The organism is Nocardia sp. NPDC019323 (genome assembly GCF_044389845.1).
GTDB lineage: Bacteria > Actinomycetota > Actinomycetes > Mycobacteriales > Mycobacteriaceae > Nocardia > Nocardia implantans.
Window position 1 is genome coordinate 110,807 of the sequence record NZ_JBIRYN010000002.1, and the last position, 18,205, is coordinate 129,011.

Annotated in this window: 20 protein-coding genes; 10 read left to right on the forward strand and 10 right to left on the reverse strand. The window is 66.9% G+C overall.

Annotated features, from left to right (window positions below):
• Positions 1–21: 21 nt before the first annotated feature.
• Complete coding sequence (gene gluQRS, locus ACH49X_RS07995) at positions 22–939, forward strand: tRNA glutamyl-Q(34) synthetase GluQRS (RefSeq protein ID WP_195079777.1); 918 nt, start codon at positions 22–24, stop codon at positions 937–939.
• A 46-nt stretch (positions 940–985) separates the two neighbouring features.
• Entirely contained in the window at positions 986–1,699 is a 714-nt protein-coding gene (locus tag ACH49X_RS08000; protein ID WP_357108636.1) for an RDD family protein, read from the forward strand.
• A gap of 77 nt (positions 1,700–1,776) precedes the next feature.
• On the opposite strand, the gene ACH49X_RS08005 is transcribed toward ACH49X_RS08000, so the two are convergent.
• Positions 1,777–2,298, reverse strand: a complete 522-nt coding sequence (locus tag ACH49X_RS08005) for a DUF4190 domain-containing protein (protein ID WP_357108639.1) — start codon at positions 2,296–2,298, stop codon at positions 1,777–1,779.
• A gap of 29 nt (positions 2,299–2,327) precedes the next feature.
• Between ACH49X_RS08005 and ACH49X_RS08010 the strand changes: the two genes are divergently transcribed.
• Positions 2,328–3,107 carry a queuosine precursor transporter gene (locus tag ACH49X_RS08010; protein WP_357207028.1) on the forward strand — a complete coding sequence of 260 codons (780 nt, stop codon included), beginning with the start codon at positions 2,328–2,330 and terminating at the stop codon, positions 3,105–3,107.
• A 54-nt stretch (positions 3,108–3,161) separates the two neighbouring features.
• Here ACH49X_RS08010 and tgt read toward each other — a convergent pair whose 3' ends face one another.
• Together tgt and ACH49X_RS08020 are read right to left on the reverse strand one after the other, a co-directional pair.
• Positions 3,162–4,421 carry a tRNA guanosine(34) transglycosylase Tgt gene (gene tgt / locus ACH49X_RS08015; RefSeq protein ID WP_357207029.1) on the reverse strand — a complete coding sequence of 420 codons (1,260 nt, stop codon included), beginning with the start codon at positions 4,419–4,421 and terminating at the stop codon, positions 3,162–3,164.
• A 60-nt stretch (positions 4,422–4,481) separates the two neighbouring features.
• On the reverse strand, positions 4,482–4,949 hold the full coding sequence (locus ACH49X_RS08020; protein ID WP_357207031.1) for a MarR family transcriptional regulator: 468 nt from the start codon (positions 4,947–4,949) through the stop codon (positions 4,482–4,484).
• 60 nt (positions 4,950–5,009) lie between these two features.
• On the opposite strand from ACH49X_RS08020, the gene ACH49X_RS08025 reads away from it, so the two are divergent.
• A complete protein-coding gene (locus ACH49X_RS08025; protein WP_195079771.1) occupies positions 5,010–5,510 on the forward strand; it encodes an SgcJ/EcaC family oxidoreductase in 501 nt (166 codons plus the stop codon).
• A 232-nt stretch (positions 5,511–5,742) separates the two neighbouring features.
• Here the strand turns inward: ACH49X_RS08025 and ACH49X_RS08030 are convergent, their stop codons facing one another.
• The 4 genes from ACH49X_RS08030 to ACH49X_RS08045 all read right to left on the reverse strand — a co-directional run bounded on the left by ACH49X_RS08030 (position 5,743) and on the right by ACH49X_RS08045 (position 10,598).
• Positions 5,743–7,647: an ABC transporter ATP-binding protein gene (locus ACH49X_RS08030; protein ID WP_357108648.1), complete on the reverse strand. Its 1,905-nt coding sequence runs from the start codon at positions 7,645–7,647 to the stop codon at positions 5,743–5,745.
• A complete protein-coding gene (locus tag ACH49X_RS08035; protein WP_195079769.1) occupies positions 7,644–9,377 on the reverse strand; it encodes an ABC transporter ATP-binding protein in 1,734 nt (577 codons plus the stop codon). Before ACH49X_RS08035 ends, ACH49X_RS08030 begins: the two co-directional genes overlap by 4 nt.
• A gap of 87 nt (positions 9,378–9,464) precedes the next feature.
• A complete protein-coding gene (locus ACH49X_RS08040) occupies positions 9,465–9,968 on the reverse strand; it encodes an Rrf2 family transcriptional regulator (RefSeq protein WP_195079768.1) in 504 nt (167 codons plus the stop codon).
• A gap of 36 nt (positions 9,969–10,004) precedes the next feature.
• Positions 10,005–10,598: a TetR/AcrR family transcriptional regulator gene (locus tag ACH49X_RS08045; RefSeq protein ID WP_357207033.1), complete on the reverse strand. Its 594-nt coding sequence runs from the start codon at positions 10,596–10,598 to the stop codon at positions 10,005–10,007.
• A gap of 203 nt (positions 10,599–10,801) precedes the next feature.
• Between ACH49X_RS08045 and ACH49X_RS08050 the strand changes: the two genes are divergently transcribed.
• Positions 10,802–13,096, forward strand: coding sequence for an MMPL family transporter (locus ACH49X_RS08050; RefSeq protein WP_357207034.1), 2,295 nt, complete (start codon positions 10,802–10,804; stop codon positions 13,094–13,096).
• Between the two features lie 57 nt (positions 13,097–13,153).
• Here ACH49X_RS08050 and ACH49X_RS08055 read toward each other — a convergent pair whose 3' ends face one another.
• Positions 13,154–13,429, reverse strand: a complete 276-nt coding sequence (locus ACH49X_RS08055) for a hypothetical protein (protein WP_323124468.1) — start codon at positions 13,427–13,429, stop codon at positions 13,154–13,156.
• 185 nt (positions 13,430–13,614) lie between these two features.
• Complete coding sequence (locus ACH49X_RS08060) at positions 13,615–13,815, reverse strand: hypothetical protein (protein WP_039794406.1); 201 nt, start codon at positions 13,813–13,815, stop codon at positions 13,615–13,617.
• Between the two features lie 169 nt (positions 13,816–13,984).
• Between ACH49X_RS08060 and ACH49X_RS08065 the strand changes: the two genes are divergently transcribed.
• From ACH49X_RS08065 to ACH49X_RS08085, 5 genes are all read left to right on the forward strand, one after another.
• A complete protein-coding gene (locus ACH49X_RS08065; RefSeq protein ID WP_195079765.1) occupies positions 13,985–14,278 on the forward strand; it encodes a DUF6191 domain-containing protein in 294 nt (97 codons plus the stop codon).
• Between the two features lie 51 nt (positions 14,279–14,329).
• Complete coding sequence (locus ACH49X_RS08070) at positions 14,330–14,653, forward strand: hypothetical protein (protein WP_357419950.1); 324 nt, start codon at positions 14,330–14,332, stop codon at positions 14,651–14,653.
• Position 14,654: 1 nt separating this feature from the next.
• Complete coding sequence (locus ACH49X_RS08075) at positions 14,655–15,272, forward strand: hypothetical protein (protein ID WP_357207036.1); 618 nt, start codon at positions 14,655–14,657, stop codon at positions 15,270–15,272.
• A gap of 55 nt (positions 15,273–15,327) precedes the next feature.
• Positions 15,328–16,731, forward strand: a complete 1,404-nt coding sequence (locus tag ACH49X_RS08080) for an amidohydrolase family protein (protein ID WP_357207038.1) — start codon at positions 15,328–15,330, stop codon at positions 16,729–16,731.
• Positions 16,732–16,846: 115 nt separating this feature from the next.
• Complete coding sequence (locus ACH49X_RS08085) at positions 16,847–17,683, forward strand: antibiotic biosynthesis monooxygenase (RefSeq protein WP_323124466.1); 837 nt, start codon at positions 16,847–16,849, stop codon at positions 17,681–17,683.
• Here the strand turns inward: ACH49X_RS08085 and ACH49X_RS08090 are convergent, their stop codons facing one another.
• Positions 17,684–18,139, reverse strand: a complete 456-nt coding sequence (locus ACH49X_RS08090; protein ID WP_323124465.1) for a deaminase — start codon at positions 18,137–18,139, stop codon at positions 17,684–17,686.
• Positions 18,140–18,205 lie beyond the last annotated feature (66 nt).

Consider the following 18,205-nt stretch of genomic DNA (forward strand, 5'->3'; position numbering starts at 1 on the left):
CATCGTCCATCAGGCGAGCCCATGAGTGAGCCGGGCGCGGGCCGGTATGCGCCGAGCCCGTCCGGGGACCTGCACCTGGGCAATCTCCGCACCGCACTGCTGGCTTGGGCGTTCGCTCGCTGCACCGGCCGCCGCTTCCTGCTGCGGATCGACGACCTGGACCGAGTGCGTCCCGGCGCCGAGCAGCGGCAGCTGGAGGATCTCGCCGCGATCGGCGTGGATTGGGATGGGCCCGTGGTCCGCCAGTCCGATCGGCTGCCGCAATACGAGTCGGCTATCGAACGCCTCACCGCCGCCGGGCTCACCTACGAATGCTTCTGCACCCGAAGAGAAATCCAGAAAGCCGCGACGGCCCCGCACGGACCGATGGGCGCCTACCCCGGCACCTGCCGCACCTTGCTCCCCGTGGAGCGCGAACGGCTGCGCGCGCAGGGCCGCCCGGCCGCACTGCGCTTGCGCGCCACGATCACCGAGTTCGAAGTGCGCGACGAGCTGCACGGTCGCTACCGTGGCCCGGTCGACGACGTGGTGCTGCGGCGCGGTGACGGCATCCCCGCCTACAACCTCGCCGTCGTGGTGGACGACGCGGCACAGGGCATCGACCAGGTGGTGCGCGGCGACGACCTGCTGCCGTCGACCCCGCGGCAGGCATACCTCGCGACGCTGCTCGATCTGCCGGTGCCGCACTATGCCCACGTGCCGCTGGTGCTCAACGCGGAAGGGCGGCGACTGGCGAAACGGGATGGGGCGGTGACACTCCGCGAACGATTGGCGCTCGGCAACACGCCGGAGGAAGTAGTGTCGGCACTGGCCGGTTCGCTCGGCTTCACCGCGACATCGTCGTCCGAGCTACTCGAGCGTTTCGACACCGAGCGGCTACCCCGCGAACCGTCGATATTCGACGTGGACGGGTTGTTGCGAAGCAGCCCATGTCCGTAACGTACGCATCGTCCAACTACTGATCAATCGACGAGGACAAACAACTATGACAAGCGGTGGGTACGACCCCAACCAGTATCCGCAGGGCGGGCAGCCGTACGGGCAGCCGTACCCACAGGGGGGCGACCAATACGGGCAGCAGCCGCAGTATGGCCAGCAGCCCCAGTACGGGCAGCAGCCTCAGCACGGCGGCCAGCAGCAGCAATACGGTCAGCAGCCCCAGTACGGGCAGCAGCCCCAGTACGGCCAGCAGCAGCCGCAATACGGGCAGCAGCCGCAGTATGGGCAGGAACCGTACGGCCAGTACCCGCAGCAGCCGGGGTTCAACAACTACGGTGGCCAGCCGGGCGACCTCGGCACCCGGATCGGCGCGCGTGTCATCGACGCGCTCATCCTCTACATCCCGTACCTCATCCTGTACACCCTGTTCAACAACTCGCTGGGCCTGACCATCGGCCTCAGCATCGTGTGGACCTTGGTCCAGCTCGGCTACTTCGTCGGCATGGAGACCTCGCAGGGCACCACGCTCGGTAAGAAGATCCTCGGTCTGAAGGTGCTCGCCCCTGGCGGCGCCGCGAAGATCGAGCCGGCCACCTCGCTGAAGCGCAACATCTTCGTCGCGGCCAACATCATCCCGTGCGTCGGCGGCCTCGTCTCGCTCGGTTTGGCGATCTACATCATGGTCACCATCTCGCAGGACCCGAACAAGCAGGGCTGGCACGACAAGTTCGCCGGCGGCACCCAGGTCGTGAAGGCCTGATCCGCCGCGGCGGGCACGAAAGCGGAAGGGGCGCACCCGAATGAGTGCGCCCCTTCTGCTTTCCGTAACCGGCTGCGCTACGCGCTGGTCGCCCCCGCGATGATCACCACGACGAACCACAGGATGCCGAGCACGATCGCGCCGACCCCGATCCAGATGCCGGCGAGCGCCATGCCGCGCCCCTCCTGGCCGGTCTGCTTGACCTGGTTCAACGCGACCACGCCGAGGATGATGCCGACGATCGACCCCAGTCCGCAGGTGACGAACCCGACCAGCGACGAGATCAGCGCGCCGATCGCCATGCCGTTGGTGCCTTGCGACGGGACTCCGTAGGGCTGGTAGGGCGTCTGGTAGCCGTACTGCGGCTGGGCGTACGGCTGCGCGGGCGGCTGGTAGGACGGGTACTGCGGCTGCGGAGGCGGCGTCATCGGCTGCGAGGGCGGCTGCACCGGGTACTGCGGCGCCGACGGGTAGCCCGACGGCTGCTGCTGCTCCTGGCTCGGATACTGCGGGACCGAACTCTGCGCCCCGGACTCCGGCGACACGCCTTGGCCGCCGTACTGCTTCCACCATTCGTCGGAGTCCCCGGGATTCGTCATTGCTACAGCGTATTCCACAACCTGGTTTGATGATGCGGGTGAGTGAGTCGAAAACCACGCAAGAGCACGGCGGGCCTGGACGCCCCGCGGACCATGCGGCATTTGCCCAGGTAGCGCGGGGGTACTACGCACCGATCGTGGCCCTGTTCACGGCAACCCTGATCATTTCCAACATCTGCGCCACCAAGGGGGTGGAGTTCTTCGGCGACCGGTCGGTGTCGCTGGGGCCGCTGCAAATCCTTCCGATCGCCACCGACGGCGCCTTCTTCCTGTTCCCGTTGGCCTACATCCTCGGCGATGTGCTCAGCGAGGTGTACGGCTTCCGCGCCACCCGGCGGGCCATCTACTACGGCTTCGCCGCCCTGCTGCTGACGGTCGCCTGTTTCGCCATCGCGATCCGGCTGCCCGCCGCGAGCTTCTACGACAACCAAGAGGCGTTCCGCACCGTCCTGGGGACGACGCCGCGGCTCGTCATCGCGGGCCTGGCCGGGTACTTCGTCGGCCAGTTGCTGAACTCCGCGACGTTGGTGCTGATCAAGGAGCGGACGAAGGAAAAATACCTGTGGGCCAGGCTGATCGGATCGACCATCGTCGGCGAGTTCGCCGACACACTGATCTTCTGCTCGATCGCCGCGGGCGCCATCGGCATCGATACCTGGCAGCAGTTCGTCAACTATGTGATCGTCGGCTTCATCTGGAAGACCCTCTGCGAGGTATTCGTACTCCCGATCACCTACCGGGTGATCGCGTTGCTCAAGAAGCGCGAACCGAGCTACGCACCGACCGAAGCGGATCCGCTGCACGCCTGACGAAGGTCCCGGCGACACCACGGAGGGCGCGGGCGACGAGAGCCGATCGGAGAGTCACCGATCCGCCTCACGCTCCGCGCCCTTCTTGCTTTTCCAGCGCCCCAGGGTCTCCGTTTTGTGCTCATCGAAGTAGCCGCCCTCGATGCTGTGGCGGATGCGATCGACCAGGCGGACCGTGAACCGCTCGTTGTGGATCGTGCACAGCGTGGCCGCGAGCATCTCCTTGGCCTTGAACAGGTGATGGATGTAGGCGCGCGTGTAGTTGGCGCAGGTGTAGCAGTCGCAGTTCTCGTCGATCGGGGTGAAGTCGCGGCGAAAGCGGCTGGTGTTGATGTTGAACCGGCCGGTGTCGACGTAGATGGCGGCGTTGCGGGCGACCCGCGACGGGTTGACGCAGTCGAAGGTGTCGGCGCCGTTCTCGATGGCGGTGAAGATGTCCTCCGGCTCGCTGATGCCGAGCATGTGGCGTGGCTTGTCTTCGGGCAGCTCGTCACTGCACCACCCGACGATGGCGCCCAGATTGTGCTTCTCCAGCGCGCCGCCGATGCCGTAGCCGTCGAATCCCGTCCCCGCGTTTCCGCGAATCGATTCCAGTCCGCGGCATGCCTTCCTGCGCAGGTCCTCGTACTGCGCGCCCTGGATGACGGCGAACAGCGCTTGGTAGGGACGGTGCGTGCGCGCGGCGGTCAGCCGCTCGTGCTCGTCGATGCAGCGCTGCGCCCACTCGTGCGTGCGCTGCACCGATCGTTCCTGGTAGGCGCGGGTGTTGAGCAATGTAGTGAGTTCGTCGAACGCGAACATGATGTCGGCTCCGAGCTGGTGCTGGATGGTCATCGACACCTCGGGCGTGAAGCGGTGCACGGAGCCGTCGAGGTGGGAACGGAACGTGACGCCGTCGTCGTCCACGGTGGCCAGCCGCTCTTTGCCCGGTGCGATCACGTCGTCGCTGCGCACATCGACCGCCTCCATCGCGAGCACCTTCTTGAAACCGACGCCCAGCGACATCACCTGGAACCCGCCGCTGTCGGTGAAGGTCGGCCCCGGCCAGTTCATGAACGCGCCGAGCCCGCCCGCCTCGTCCACGATGTCGGCGCCCGGTTGTAAGTACAGGTGATAGGCGTTCGCGAGCAGCGCTTGGGCGCCGAGTTCCCGCATGGTTTCCGGCAGCACCGCTTTGACCGTCGCCTTGGTCCCCACCGGGATGAAGGCGGGCGTGGCGATCGGCCCGTGCGGCGTGGCGATCACACCGGACCGGCCGTGCCGTCCGTCCAAGCGGGTACCGAGGGTGAAGGAGAAGGATTCGGGACCGGACACCCCGCTATCCTCGCAGTTCGGTGGTCGCCGCCCGAACCAGGCCACTGCTCGTCACAGGCATCAGCATGATTCGCCCGACCGCGAGACACGCTCGGTTTGCTCCTGGTGCACCCGCAGCGCGGTGCGCAGGAAGTCGAGTGCGATGCGCAGTTCGTCGGTGTCGAACCGTGTCAGAGCCTCGGCGCCCGCCTTCCCCACGGGTTCGAAGATCTCTCGCGCCACCTCGGCGGCCCGCGCGGTGGCTTCGACCAGGATCCGCCGCCGATTACCGGGATCTTGTGCGCGCGAGACGAATCCAGCCCGGGTCAACCGGTCGACGACGGTGGTGGTGGCGGCGGGACTCAGTCGCAGCGCAGCGCTGAGCTCCCCTGCCGTCAACGGGCCTCGGCTGAGCACGATGTCCAGGCAGCGCAGGTCGGTGCGGTTCAACCCCAGACGAACGGCCGCGGCCTCGTCGAAGGCGTCGAAGCTCTGCTGCAGCGTCCGCAGCTCTTGCGCGATCGCGCCGATCAACTCTTCTTTCGACATTCGAATCTTTCTGTTATCTTATATTTCGATAGTCGAATCTTAACACCGGAAGGCACCACCATGGACGCGACCCTCGACCGCACCGACGACCGCGCGCTGCGCAGCCTGTTCGACGAGCTGATGCGCACCTGGACCGATAACGACGCCGCCGCGTACGCCGCCCTGTTCACCGAGGACTCCGACTACGTCTCCTACGACGGCACCCGAGCCACCGGCCGCGGCGAGCATCAGGCCAACCACGAAAAGCTCTTCCGTGGAGTCCTGGCCGGGTCGGCACTGGTCGGCGATCTGGAGTCGATCCGCTTCGTCACCCCCGACGTGGCGATTGTGCACGGCACGGCATCGGTTCTGATGCCGTGGCGCTCGCGCCTCCCCCAGCGCCGGCTGTCCCGCCAAACGCTGGTGACCGTGCGCACCGACCAGGGCTGGAAGATCACCGCACTACACAACGGCCGCGTCCGCCCGGTACGCATCCCCGGACCGAACTCGTTCCCGTCGAAGATGTCCCAGCTCATGAGCCGCCTGTCCCACCGCCTCGGCCTCGGCCGGAAACGGTCGTGAGTGCGGGCCGACTGAGCGAGCTGTTTCGGCGCCCGTGCGAGCGCACCGAGACAACGATGCCGTGCGCGCGACTCCCCTGACGAGCCCAGCGCCGGCCCACCCACACCTGCGAACGAAGAGCAGCCAGAGCGAGCATCCGCCGGGCTCACGTTCGGTCCGAGCCGACAACGAGCCACTACACCGCGCACCTGGTCGCGAGCTTCGACCACGCCGCGCCGCAGGCGCGGCCGAATCACACAGCTCCAGCGAACTGGGCGTTGTACAACCGGTAATAGGCCCCGCGCTCATCGAGCAGGCGTTCGTGTGAGCCGTGTTCCACGATGCGGCCCGCTTCCATGACGACGATCAGGTCGGCGTCGCGGATGGTGGACAGGCGGTGGGCGATGACGAAACTGGTCCGGTCGCGGCGCAGGGCGGCGGTGGCGTGCTGCACGAGCAGTTCGGTGCGGGTGTCCACCGAGCTGGTCGCCTCGTCCAGGATGAGGATGGACGGCTTGGCGAGGAACGCGCGCGCGATGGTGATCAGCTGCTTCTCGCCCGCGCTGACGCCGGCGCCCTCCTCATCGATGACCGTGTCGTAGCCGTCGGGCAGCGCGTGCACGAAGCGGTCGACGTAGGCGGCGCGGGCCGCGGCGAGGATCTCCTCTTCGCTCGCGTTCGGGTTGCCGTAGGCGATGTTCTCCCGGATGGTGCCCTTGAACAGCCAGGTGTCCTGCAGCACCATGCCGATGCGCGAGCGCAGGTGGTCGCGGGTGATCTCGGTGATGTCGACGCCGTCGATGGTGATGGTGCCCGCGTCCAGTTCGTAGAACCGCATGAGCAGATTCACCAGCGTGGTCTTGCCCGCGCCGGTGGGGCCGACGATCGCGACCACGTGGCCCGGCTCAGCCACCAGCGACAGGCGCTCGATCACCGGCTTGTCGGGTTCGTAGCGGAACGAGACTGCCTCGAACTCCACGCGGCCGCGGTCGACCGGGCGCGCGTCGGCCATCACCGGGTCGGGGCTCTGTTCCTCGGCGTCCAGGATCTCGAAGATCCGCTCGGCGGAGGCGACGCCGGACTGCAGCAGGTTCGCCATCGCGCCGAGCTGGGTCAGCGGCTGGCTGAACTGGCGCGAGTACTGGATGAACGCCTGCACCTCGCCGAGCGAGAGACTGCCCGTGGCCACCTTCAGGCCGCCGACCAGCGCGACCAGCACGAAGTTGACGTTCCCCAGGAACATGATGGCGGGCATGATCAGGCCCGAGATGAACTGCGCTTTGAAGCTGGCCTGGTAGAGCTGCTCGTTGCGCTGGTCGAACTCCTTGCCGACCTCGCGGTTGCGGCCGAACGCGGTGACCACCTCGTGCCCGGTGTATGCCTCCTCGACCTGGGCGTTGACCAGGCCGGTGTACTTCCACTGGTCGACGAAGTGCGGCTTGGACCGCTTCGCGATCTGCGCGGTGACCACGATGGCGGCGGGCACGGTGAGCAGGGCGATCACCGCGAGCTGCCAGGAGATCCAGAACATCATGACCAGGATGCCGAGCACCGAGAACACCGAGACCAGCAGCTGGCTCATGGTCTGTTGCAGGCTCTGGGAGACGTTGTCGACATCGTTGGTCACGCGGCTGAGCACGTCACCGCGCGGCGCGGAGTCGAAGTACCGCAGCGGAAGCCGATGGATCTTGTCCTCGACATCGCTGCGCAGCCGCTTCACCGTGCGGTTGATCACGATGTTGAGCAGGTAGCCCTGCAACCAGCCGAAGACGGCCGCGCCGATGTACAGCGCCAGCACCAGGGCGAGGACCCGCCCGACCGCGCCGAAGTCCACCCCGACGCCCGGGACCACGTTCATGGCGCTGAGCATGTCGGCGAAGGTGTCGTCACCCTTGGCCCGCAGGGCCTCGATCGCCTGGTCCTTGGACACGCCGGACGGCAGTTGTTTGCCCACCACGCCGTCGAAGACCAGGTTGGTCGCCTTGCCGAGGATGTAGGGGCCGATGGTGTTCAGCACCACGGAGACGATGACGAGCGCGACGATCAGCGCGACCTGCACCCGCTCCGGCGCGAGCCTGCGCAACAGTCGTTTCAGCGAGGGCCCGAACGACTTCGCCTTGGTGCCGGGTGCGCCGGGGGTCGGCATTCCGGGTCTCATCGCGCCTCCTCGGCACTCAGTTGCGACTCGACGATCTCCCGGTACTCCGAACAATCCCGCAGGAGCTGATCGTGGGTGCCGATGCCGGCTATCGCGCCGTCCTCGAGCACCACGATCTGGTCCGCGTCCCGGATGGTGGCGATGCGCTGCGCGACGATGATGACCGAGGCGTCGGCGGTCTCCGGCTTCAGCGCCTCCCGCAGCCTGGCGTCGGTCGCCACGTCCAGCGCGGAGAACGAGTCGTCGAACAGATACACCCTCGGCTTCTTCACCAGCGCGCGGGCGATGGCCAACCGTTGACGCTGACCGCCGGACACGGTGGTGCCGCCCTGGGCCACCGGGGTTTGCAGCCCTTCGGGCATCTCGCGGACGAAATCGGCGGCCTGCGCGATCTCCAGCGCGCGCCACAGCTCCTCGTCGGTGGCCTGCGGGTTGCCGTAGCGCAGGTTGCTCGCGATCGTGCCGGAGAACAGGTACGCCTTCTGCGGGACGAGGCCGATCTGTGAGCGCAATATCTCCAGGTCGATATGGCGCACATCGGTGCCGCCGACATAGACCGCGCCGTCGGTGACGTCCATCAGCCGGGGTACGAGGTTGATCAGCGTGGTCTTTCCCGCGCCGGTGGAGCCGACGATCGCGGTGGTGGCGCCGGGACGTACCTGGAATCGGATGGCCTTCAGCACCGGCTTCTCCGCGCCGGGGAAGGCGAACTCGGCGAACTGGAAGTCGACGACGGCCGGGTCGTCGGTGAACGGCTGCGGCAGCCGCGGCGGGTGCACCGAGGACTCGGTGTCGAGCACCTCGCCGATCCGGTCGGCGGAGACCGCGGCGCGCGGGGCCATCATGGCCAGGAACGAGGCCATCATCACGGCCATCAGGATCTGCATGATGTAGGACAGCATCGCGGTGAGCGAACCGATCTGCATGTGCCCGGCGTCGATCGCGTGCCCGCCGAACCAGATCACCGCGACCGCGGTGACGTTGCTGATCAGCATGACCGTGGGGAACATCAGCGCCATCAAACGGCCGACTCGCAGCGCGGTGTCGGTGAGCTCGGTGTTGGCCAGGCCGAACCGCCAGGTCTCCTGGCGTTCCCGCACGAAGGCCCGCACCACCCGAATACCGGTGATCTGTTCGCGCAGAACGCGATTCACCTCGTCGATCCTGGCCTGCATGTCGCGGAAGCCCGGCACCATCCTGGAGATCAGCACGGCCATGGAAAGGCCGAGCGCGGGCACCGCGATCAGCAGCAGCCAGGACAGGCCGAGATCCTCGCGCAGCGCCATGATGATGCCGCCGACGCACATGATCGGCGCCATCACCAGGATGGTCGCCGACATCACGATGAGCAGCTGCACCTGCTGAATGTCGTTGGTGTTGCGGGTGATCAGCGAGGGTGCGCCGAACATGCCCACTTCGCGGGCGGAGAACGTGCCGACGCGGTGCAGCAGCGCGCCGCGCAGGTCGCGGCCCGCGCCCATGGCCGCCTGCGCGCCGAGATAGACCGAAGTGGCCGACGCGACGATCTGCACACCCGTGACCGCCAGCATCCACAGGCCAGTGGTCCAGATGTAGCCGAGGTCGCCTTTGGTGACGCCGTTGTCGATGAGGTCCGCGTTCAGGCTCGGCAGATACAGCATCGCGATCACGGAAATCAGCTGAAGCGCAACGACCCCCGCCAACTGGGCGCGATAAGGCTGCAGATGCGAGCGGAGCAGTTGGATCAGCATGATGAGTCGCAGGCTACCGGCTGTCGGCGCGATGCGCCCTGATGTTTTCTGACCTGCATGGATGCTCTCCCGTGGTGGTGTGCGGGGCTAGCGGCGCGCCCAGGCGCCCGGATCTTCGGTGAGCGCCCCGACGAATCCGGGCAGCCGGTCGCTCGCGATGTCGGCGATGGTGACGTTCTCCAGCACCGCGCGAATATTGACCCGCAGCGCGATCCACACCCGCTGCAACGGCTCGGCCGCACCGGCGTAGTGAACGTCCTCCGGGCGCGCGCCGCGCACCGACGCCAGCGGGCCCTCGATCGCGCGGATCACGTCGGCGACGGAGATCTCGGCGGCCGGCCTGGCCAGCCAATAGCCGCCGTCCGGCCCGCGCCTGCTGATCACGAGTTCGGCGCGGCGCAGTTCGCCGAGCACCGACTCGAGCACCTTGGGCGGGATCCGCTGGGCGGTGGCGATCGCTTCGGCCTTGACCATCGGCGCGGCCTGCACGGCGGCTGCGCCGAGCCCGACCACGGACCGGTTCAGCCGCGGCGCACTGGCGATTTCGAGCAGCGTCCGCACCGCGTAATCGATCTTCGCGGTGATGTGCACAGCGGCGACTCCTGGCGTCGAGGGGATGGCTCGAATCTACGCGGCGCCGCCGCCAGCGAGCACGCAGGTCGCGGCGTCCAGCAGTGACGATTCCACCAGCGAGTCGTCCGCACCAGGCACGAGTTCCTTGGACACCAGCGCAACACCGATCACCTCCAGCGCGGCGCAGGCGCGCAGATGCGCTTCCTCGGTGGCGTCCGGCCCGGCCAGCCACAAGCGCAGTTCCCGGGTGGTCTCCACCAGATCGGGGTAGCGGTCGGCCATGGCGTTCACGATCGCGACGGTGTCGCGCACGACCAGCGCCCCGGCGTCACGGTGATCGATCAGACCGCGCAGATATGTTCGCAGCACCCGGCGGATGCTCTCGCTGTCGTGCGGGACCTGGTCGAGATCGTTCACCACCGAGCGCATGTGATCGACGATCGGATCAATGATCGCCAGGAGCAGATCGAGTTTCGACGCATAGTGATAGTAGAGCGACGCCTTTGTGATTCCTACCGCATCCGCGACCTCACGCAGGCTCGTCTGCTCGAATCCTTTGGATCCGAAAAGTTTCACCGCGGCGTCCCGAATCGCGCTTTTGGTGCCTCCACCTGCGGCGACAGCGCCGGGTGTGTCACGCACAGCCATCCGATGATCCTCTCATCACCTTCGCATCGAGCGAATCTCGCCCGCAGAATAGAGGTTGTACCTCCGCTTATCCGCTGGGTAGTCTACCTACCGCACGGTAGGCAGAAAGCGTCAGTGGAGGCGGAGGCAGGCAGGGCACCTCCGCGAGTGCTGTCTACACGCAGAACCAGCACGATCCCAGTCATCGCTAGGAGTAACCACTCGTGTCCGTTTTTCTGTACAGATGGGGGAAGTTCGCCTTCCGCCGGAAATGGATAGTGCTTCCCGTCTGGCTCGTCTTGTTCGTGCTCCTCGGTGGCCTGGGCGCGCAGCTCAGCAAGCCGATGAGCGACGACTTCAGCATGCCCAACCTGCCCTCGGAGCGTGCCAACGAAATCCTCGACAAGCACTTCCCCGGCGCCTCCGCCGCGTTCCAGCTGGACGCGGTCACCGGCACCTACGTCGCGGCCGCGCCGGAGGGACAGACGCTGACCGATCCGGCGAACCGTGCGGCGCTGGACGCGTTCATCGCCAAGCTCGGCCAGCTCGACATCGTCGACCACAGCAAGCCCATCGCCAACCCGGTCGAAGCGGCCGAGAAGATGGGCTGCCTGAGCAACCCCGATCCCGCGCAGTGCAGTGGCGCCCCGCTGAACGTGCTCAGCAAGACCGCGCCCGCGACCGTGGCCGTGATCAATGTCCCGTTCACGATCGCGAAGGTCACCGACGTCACCGACGCCAACCGGGAAGCGGCCTACGACATCGCCGCCGACGCCCGCAACGCCGGGCTGACGGTGGAGATGAGCGGCTCGATCGCGCAGAAGCAGGAAGCGCCGAGCGGCAAGTCCGAGATGATCGGCATGGCGGTCGCGCTGGTCGTGATGGTCGTGGCGTTCGGCGCCATCGTCGCGGCGTTCGTGCCGATCGTCACCGCGATCATCGGTCTCGGCGCGGCCACCTCTTTGATCATGCTCGGCACCTCGGTGATCGAGATCCCCAGCTTCACCACCTTCCTCGCCTCGATGATCGGCATCGCGCTGTCCATCGACTACGCGCTGTTCATCGTGTCCAGGTACAAGCACGAACTGGCGGTGCAGGATTCGCCGGAGGAGGCCGCGGGCACCGCGCTCGGCACGGCCGGTTCCGCCGTGGTGTTCGCCGGCCTGACCGTCATCATCGCGCTCGCTGGTCTGAGCATCGTCGGTGTCCAGTTCATGACGTTCATGGGTCTGGGCGGCGCGATCGCCGCCGGTTTCGCCGTGCTCACCGCGATCACGCTGATGCCTGCGCTGCTCGGCGCGTTCGGCCGGTTCCTGTTCAAGCCGAAGCTGCCGGTGGTCGCCCAGCACGATCCCGAGGACGAGAACTCGGTCACCAACGGCATGCGTTTCGGCCGCCTGATCGGCCGCGCGCCGTGGGTCGCGCTGATCCTGAGCGTCGTGGTGCTCGGCGCGCTCGCCGCCCCCGCCGCCGGCCTGAACCTGGGCCTGCCGGGCGAGGACAGCATGCCGAAGACCTCCACCATCAGGAAGGCCTACGAGCTGCGGACCGAAGGCTTCGGCGAAGGCAGCAACGGCGTGCTGAACGTGGTCGCCGACCTGAGCGCCGTCCCCGCCGAGAACCGGGACGCCGCGGTGAAGGCGCTGCGCGACAAGCTCGCGTCCTACCCCGACATGGACTACGTGACCGAGCCGCAGTTCAGCCAGGACCAGCAGGGCGCGATGCTGAACGGCGTGCCGAAGTCCGGGCCCAACAACCAGGCCACCAAGGACCTCGTGCGCGACGCCAGGGAGGCCGAAGGCCAGCTGAAGGCCGAGTACGGCATCGAGTACGGCATCACCGGCACCACCGCGATCTACGCCGACGTGGACCACGTGCTGCTCAGCAAGATCGTGCCCTACCTGGCGATCGTGGCGGGCGCGGCGTTCGTGCTGCTGATCCTGGTGTTCCGGTCGATCCTGGTGCCGCTCACCGCGGCGCTCGGGTTCCTGCTGTCGATGGCCGCGACCTTCGGCGCGACCGTGCTGATCTTCCAGGAGGGCAAGCTCGGCCTGATCGAGGACCCGCATCCGCTGGTCAGCTTCATGCCGATCATGCTGATCGGCCTGGTGTTCGGCCTCGCGATGGACTACCAGGTCTTCCTGGTGACCCGGATGCGCGAGGAGTTCGTGCACGGCAAGTCGGCCAAGGACGCGGTGGTCGCCGGTTACCACCACGGCGCGCGTGTGGTGACCTCGGCGGCGATCATCATGATCTCGGTGTTCGGTTCGTTCCTGCTGGAGACCGACGTGACGGCGAAGTCGTTCGGCTTCGCCCTGGCGGCGGGCGTGCTGCTGGACGCGTTCATCGTCCGCATGGTGCTGATTCCGTCGCTGCTGGTGCTGATGGGCAAGTGGTCGTGGTGGATGCCGAAGTGGCTCGACCGCATCCTGCCCGACATCGACGTCGAGGGCACGAAGCTGCGTGAGTTGCAGCAACGTACCGCCGAGACGGCGAAGGTGCCGGTCGGCGTGAGCTGATCCGGAGAGCATCACCGGGCCCCGTATCCGTACTGCGGATACGGGGCCCGGTGCGTTTCACCCGCTCGGTTGGGGCAGCTCGCAGCCACCGACCTTGGGATTCACCCCGGCGTAGTTCAGCGGACCCGCGAGGGCGGTGAGACCGATCGTGCCCCAACCGGCGCAGTTGATCGGGGGGCCGCTGTCGAAATAATGCCGTTGACCGGCCGCGAGCAAACCGACCGCCAGCCAAGCCAGCAGCAGGAACCCGAATACCCGGGAGCCTGTGCCTGAGCCGCGCCCGGCACGCGCACGACGTTCGTAATCACGCCCCCGGCGTCCGTAATCACGCATCTCATCGGTCCCTTCCGTGCTCCCCGTCGAGCGGGGATACCCGGACACACCGACAGTTACCCAACAAATCCGAGGTACAGGCGACTCTTCGCGAGTTGGCAAATATCTAGTTCAAGTCTCGCGCGGACGAAAAGCGGACGGCCGGGTGGCATACCCACCCGGCCGTCCGCGGTCACTCGATCGAATTACGGGCTCGGTTGCGGGACATTGCAATCCGCGACCTTCGGATTGACGCCCATGTAGTTGAGCGGTCCGGCGATCACCGTGACGGCGATGGTGCCGAAACCGGCGCAGTTGACCGGCCCACTGTCGAAATAATGGCGTTGTGCTGCGGCTACCACGCCGATCAGCAACCAGATCAAGACGATTACACTTCCGATTCTCATGTTTCTCTCGCGCATCGCTCCCGCGCGGATCGTCCGACGGCGCATGTGGCATCGCGTCCTTCCCGCACTTTCCGTATCGGGCGTATACCCGCGATCGCCTCGGTTACCCGTCGCGAAGCGGGCAATTTTCACCCGGTTCGGCGGAAGCGCCTGCTGGTAGCTTCGTGACATGGCAGCGCTGTTCCAGTGGTCGATCCCCGGCTGGGTGATCCTGCTCGTGCTGGTGGCCGTCTACGAGATGACCGTGAACAAACGCCGCAGGCGCCGCCGCACCCCGATCTCCGGCACGTTCACCGACGAGTTCACGGCGCTGTTCTACGCGACCAAGCGCATGGAGCTGGACCACCGTGAATCGGTGTCGATGTTGCGGGACGAGCAGGGCCAGGGCGCGCCGCCGCTGGCCGCGGTCGATCTGGACGACCGGAAGGTCGTGCTGCGCAGGGCGAAGGACGACAACCCGTAGCGCTGCGCCGATTCTCAGCGCGGGCGGTCGGCGTCGGACAGAATGAGGCCCATGCGTGGCTCGATGAGTGAGAAGTGGCAGCGGTTCGGCGAACACCTCGAGTCCGCGCCGGGGCGGTTGCCGAGCCGGGTCCGCCGGGCGCTGAAAGCCGGGGCCGCCGGGACGACCGAGTCCGGCCAGGACGTGCCGGCGGAACTCGCCGCCTTCGCCGACCTGGTGGCCGAACGGTCCTACCGGGTCACCGAGCAGCAGATCGCGGCGCTGAAAGCGGCCGGGCACAGTGACGACGAGATCTTCGAGGCGACCGCGGTCGTCGCCTACGGTGCCGCCGACCGGCGCCTGCGCGCCGCGCGCCTGGCTTGGGAGGGGAACTGAGATGTGGCTCGAGGCAGTGCGATCCGGTCACGACCGGCCGACCAAACTCGTGTTGTGGACCATGCGGCGGTTCAGCGGCGTCGAGGTCCCCGCCGTGCTCAAAGTGCTGTTCTACCGGCACCGGTTCTTCGGTTCGCCGTTGTCGGAGCTGATTCAGGACATCATGCGCGGACCGTCGTACTGGACCGTCGCCGAGCGGGAGATCTTCGCGACGCACACCTCGCAGGCCAACGAGTGCCCGTTCTGCGCCACCTCCCACGAGGCGATCGCGGGCGCCTACATCGATGCCGATGTGGTGACCCGGGCACTGGCCGGCGGCACGGACTCCCCGCTGCGCCCGGAAGCGCGGGTCATGCTCGATTTCCTGGCCAAGATGGCTCGTGACCCCGACGGGTTGACCGCAGAGGACGCCGCGGTGGCCCGGCTGGCGGGCGTCTCCCGGGAGGCGTTCGACGAGGCCGTCTGGGTGGGCACCTGCTTCAACGTGATCAACCGGATGATGAACACGGTCGGAGCGGGTCCACTGGAGGATCGGCAGCGCGGCGTGAGCGCCCGATTCATCAAACTCGCCGGTTACCGTATGCCGCCTCCGGTGACATTGTTCTCGCGCGGCGTCTGAGCGCATTTCACCTGATCCGCTCGCGCGCCGGATCGATGTGTGTTTTGCTCGAACGGTGAGCCAAGTCCACTTGGGGCACATTTTCCACATCGCCGGAAGTCCCGCTTCCGGCGATGCGGCCGACGCTTTGACCGACGTGCCGGACGGGGCTCTGGTGATCGACGAGAGCGGCCGGGTCGCATTCTGCGGACCGCGCTCCGATATCCCGGCCGAACACCATTCCGAAAAAGTGTTCGATCACCGTCCAGGGTTCTTGCTTCCCGGGTTCGTCGACACACATATTCACTTCCCGCAGACCTTCGCGGGCGATGCCTACGGCGGCGGCCAGCTGCTGGAATGGCTTGAATTGTGCATCTATCCCGCGGAATCCCGCTACGGCGACCCGGAATTCGCGCGCTCGGCGGCCACCGAATTCTGTGCGCGACGCATCGCCGCGGGCACCACGGCGGCGATGGTCTTCGGCTCGGCGTTCCCGCACGCGCAGGACGCATTGTTCAGCGAGACCCGGCGGCGAGGTCTACGCATGGTCGCGGGGCGTGGCATCCAAACGACCGGAGCGGACGCGGCGGCCGCACTGATGACCACCGAGGCCGATGCCATCCGATTGACCAGCGAAGAGATCGCCAAATGGCACGCCGCCGACACCGGTGACGTGGACACGGCGCTACTGCACGTGGCGATCGTGCCGCGATTCTCGTTGGCGGTCACTCGCCAGACGCTGAAGAACCTGGGTGATCTCTACGATTCGGTGCGCGAACGCGGCGTCTATTTCCACAGTCACCTCAACGAGAACAACCGTCCCGGGACCGGCGAAGTCGACACCACCAAGCAGGCGTACGACGTCGCGACCTACCTCGACACCTACGACGGAAAGTTCCTGCCGGGATCGGCCGTTGGCGGCAAGAGCCTGCTCGGCAGGCGCAGCATCCTCGCGCACTGCGTGCACTGCCAGGACGTCGAGCTGCGGCGGATGGCCGAAACCGGCACGTCTGTGGCGCACTGTCCGGTCTCGCAGCAGTTCCTCGGCTCCGGCACGATGCCGTGGAAGCGGACGCTCACCTCGGGTGTCACGGTGGCCGCGGGCACCGATTACGGCGGAGGCGACGAGTGGCTGATTCCGCAGGTGCTGTCGGCCGCGTTCAAGGTGCACATCTCCGAACCGGGCGAGCAAGGTGTGTCGATGCATCCGGCCGAAATGCTGTTCACCGGTACGCTGGCCGGTGCGCGCGCCTTGGATATGGAGAATCGTTTCGGCAACTTCGACGTCGGTAAGGAAGCCGATTTCATCGTGATCGATCCGGCGCGGGTCCCGGCGCTGGAAAGCTCGCTGACATACGGCATTCGTTCCGACGACCCGGTACTGGCTCGGGATCAGACCCTGTTCGCGCTGCTGATGGGTATTCGCGAACCCGCGATCACCGAGGTCTATGTGCGGGGCCGTCGCCTCGACGTCACATAGCCCGATGAATGCCGCGGCTACCGTCGTAACGGTCTTTCATCGACCGGCACACGAAGCGGCATTCCGGGATTGGCTCGATGGACTGCGCCGAATCGCCTGCCGAATACAAGGATTCATGCATTCCTCGGTCGCGGTGACCGGAAGCCGGATGCTCGAAGCGGGATTCAGCGTCACGTTCCGATCCGAGTCATCGCTCCACGAATTCCTGGACTCGGCCGAACGGGCGGCCCTCGTGTCCGAGGGCGAATCTCGCGGCTTCCATTGCAAGAGTTCGGATCTGATCTTCGTGGCAGGCGAGGCCGCCCCGCCAGGCGTCTGCGTATTCCGGCACAGCGTCGCGCACGACAAGGAGGACGAATTCCAGGCGACCGAAGCGCAGCTCGTGGCGGCGAGTTCGCGATTCCCCGGGTTCGAAGGAGCCGCGCTTTTCCCCGTGGACGGCGGGCGCTGGTTCTCGGTGCTCAGATTCCGCACCCAACGGCAGCTGACCGACTGGCTGGGCTCGGACGAACGCGCCGCCGCCTTACCGGAATTGCGCGCGAAGCTGACCGAGGACTTCACCGTGGACGCGCACACCACACCGTTCGGCTCCACCGTGCGCACGGTCGACGGCGAAACCAGGATGACCCCCGCCTGGAAGACCGCCATGCTGGTGTTGCTGGTGCTGTATCCGACGGTGATGGTGCTGTCCCGATTCCTCGGCCCGGTGCTCGACCGGCTCGGCGCGCAGCCGTGGCTGGCGCTGTGGCTCAGCCAGATCGTGAGCGTGGGTTTGATGAGCTATTTCCTCTCGCCCGCCGTCGCTCGCTGGTTCCGCAGGTGGCTGGACCCGGTCGACGGCGCGAGTCCGCGGATCAGCGTCGCCGGGGCGGCGGTGATCGTCGTGCTCTACGCGCTGACGCTGCTGCTGTTCGCGTCCGTGCGCTGGCTGCAGTACTGGGACTACGACTGATCAGGACAGGTCGAGGTGGCGGTTCATCGACATCGCCGCCTCGGCCAGGTCGGCGAGTTCGACCACCTCGACACCCGCCCGCTGAAGTTTCTCCACGCCGACGCAGTTCGCCACGAACGTCGACGGCTCGCGCCACGCGATCACCACGACCGGAATACCTGACCGCAGTATCCGGTCGGTGCACGGCAGCCGGTCCTTCGTCCCCCGCTCCGAACAGGGTTCCAGCGTGCTGTAGATCGTCGCGCGCGCCAGCCGGGGATCGGCCGGGTCGAGCTTGCGAAGCGCGGCCTCCTCGGCGTGCTCCTTGGGATCGGACTCGCGGGAATAGCCGGTCGCGATTTCCGCCCCGTCGGCGACGATCACCGCACCCACCGAGAACGCACCCTCGGCCACCGGGCACAGACGCGCGAGCTCGATAGCGCGGTTCATCCAGTAGTGATGGTCGGGCTCACCCACCGGATCGACCTCCTTCGACTCGTCCTGCTGATCCACTCACCTCTCGGGCCTGAGACTAGCGCCACG